The sequence below is a fragment of the Candidatus Hydrogenedentota bacterium genome (assembly GCA_018005585.1).
Lineage (GTDB): Bacteria > Hydrogenedentota > Hydrogenedentia > Hydrogenedentales > JAGMZX01 > JAGMZX01.
The window spans coordinates 1-2,289 of record JAGMZX010000264.1 but is presented as its reverse complement, the minus strand read 5'-3'; the positions used below and the strand labels follow the sequence as shown (position 1 = coordinate 2,289).

General features: G+C 65.0%; 2 protein-coding genes. Both read right to left on the bottom strand.

Annotated features, from left to right (window positions below):
* A partial coding sequence (locus KA184_23470; protein ID MBP8132550.1) for a serine/threonine protein kinase occupies positions 1–767 on the bottom strand: 767 nt, incomplete at its 3' end.
* Between the two features lie 61 nt (positions 768–828).
* On the bottom strand, positions 829–2,289 hold a 1,461-nt coding region (locus KA184_23465), incomplete at its 5' end, for an AAA family ATPase (protein MBP8132549.1).

Below are 2,289 nucleotides of genomic sequence, written 5' to 3'. Positions count from 1 at the left end.
TCGGAGTCCTTGTGCAGCATCTTGCGGATGACACGGATGACGCGATTGTCCACGCGCCGCTCGCGCAGCGGCGTCTCGTCGTACTGGGCGGACATAATCTTCTGGATCATCTCGCCGAACTCGCCCGAGAAGGGCCGGGCTCCTGTCAGCAGTTCGTACAACGTCACCCCCAGCGCCCAGAGGTCCGCGTTGGTGCCCGAAGCCCCTTGCAGCGCCTCGGGCGCCATGTACTCGACCGTGCCGATGCGGGTGCTGGCCTTGTCGCTCGTGCGCGCCAGCAAACGGGCCACGCCGAAATCCAGCAGCTTCGGCGTCTGGTCCGCAGTGATGAACACGTTTTCGGGCTTCACGTCGCGGTGAAACACGTGCGCGTTGTGCGCATACGCCAGCGCCTCGGAGACCAGGCCCACATAGCGCACCGCCTCCGGCGCATGGAAACAGCCGTTCTCGCGCAGCCGCGCGCGAAGGGTCGTACCCTCCAGATACTCCATCACCAGGAACGAAACGCCCTCGTGGCTCTCCAGCGCGAAAACGCGCAGGATGTTCGGGTGCGACAGCCTGCTGGTTACGCTGAACTCCTTCTCCAGTTCCACAAGGCCTTCCCGGTCCTGCTGGTGCGGGAAGCCCAGGGCAACGACCGGCTCGGGTGCCGCCGCGCCCTCGTTCCGTGCGCGGTACACGCTCTTGAACGCGCCCGCGCCCAGGTACGCCTCGAGCACATACGGGCCGAACCGTTGCCCCATCTTATAAGGACCGCCGGATGACATCTTGTTGTCCTTTCCGCTATTGCGCCAGGGGAATGACCCGCGCAGGCGCAAATATGCTGGTTCAGAACTCGAAAACCCGTTTGGGCTGCTTGGGCGCGGGCGGCGGTTCCGAAACCGCATCCGCGCCGGCGGCTGCGCCTGCCGCGCCTTCGCTGCTCGCCCGGCGCCATTTCCTCCGCGCTTCGTCCCACAGCACGCGGATCTTGGGGTCCACGGACCGCGACAGCGGCACGGTCCCGGCGATGGACTGTTCGAGATGGCGGTCTTCCAGCTTCGCGTCCTGTCCTTCGGCAAAGGCCAGGTACAGGGACGAGATAACCGACTGTTCGATCTCCGCGCCGGAAAAACCCTCACACGCGGCGACATGCCGGGCCAAGTCGAAGTCCTTGTAGTCGCGGTGGTTTTTCGCCAGATGAATGGCGAGCACATTGGCCCGCTCCTGAGGCGTGGGCAAGTCGATAAAAAACACATCGTCGAAACGGCCCTTGCGCAGCAGTTCCGGCGGCAGTCCCTCGATATCGTTGGCCGTGGCGATGGTGAACACCGCCTTGGTCTTCTCCTCCATCCAGGTCAGCAGCGTTCCGAATACGCGCGCGGTCACCCCGCTGTCGCCCTGAGGCCCGCGCGTGCCGGCCAGGCCCTTCTCGATTTCGTCGATCCAGAGCACGCACGGTGCCACCGCCTCGGCCATCTTGATGGCGCGGCGCATGTTGTCCTCGGCCTGGCCCACCATCGGCGCAAACACCTTGCCCAGGTCGAATTTGAGCAGCGGCATCTGCCATTCCGCCGCCACCGCCTTGGCCGTAAGGCTCTTGCCGCAGCCGGGCACGCCCACCAGCAGCAGCCCTTTCGGACTGGGCAGGCCGAACGCGCGCGCCGCGTCGGAAAAAGCCCTGCCCCGCTGCTGCAGCCACGCCTTGAGCAGGTCCAGCCCGCCCACGGTGCCAAAGCGTTCCGGCGTCGCATAGAACTCCAGCATGTCGGATTTGCGGATAATCTGCTCCTTTTCCGCGAGGAGCAGGTCCACGTCGCGCGCGTCGATGCGGCGGTTGGTCACGATGACCTTGGCCAGCGCGTTCTCGGCCTCCATGAGCGTCAGCCCGTTCAGCGCCTTCACGATACGCTCGCGGTCGCCCTCCGCCAGGTCCGTATCGACCTTGGGGTCGTCCCGGAACTGTTCGATGTTGTCCTCGAGCACCGCGAGCAATTCCGCCTCGTCCGGCAGTTCGAGGTCGATAACGGTCACGTCCTTCTCCAGTTCCGGCGGAATCTTGAGCACCGACGACAGGACCACAATCGTCTTGTACGAGCCCTTGAACGGGCCTATCACGTCGCGCAACTGGCGGATAATCAGCGGCGCCTTGGGCGCGCGTTCGTCGAGAAAGAAATGGAAGTCCTCGAGGACGAAGATGCCCGGCTCCTCGCGTTCGAGCAGAAACGGCAGAATCAGTTCCGGGTCCTTGGGTGCGGCCGGGGTCACGGGCCGCAGGTCCACCGTGCACAGCCCCCGTGAAACGGACCA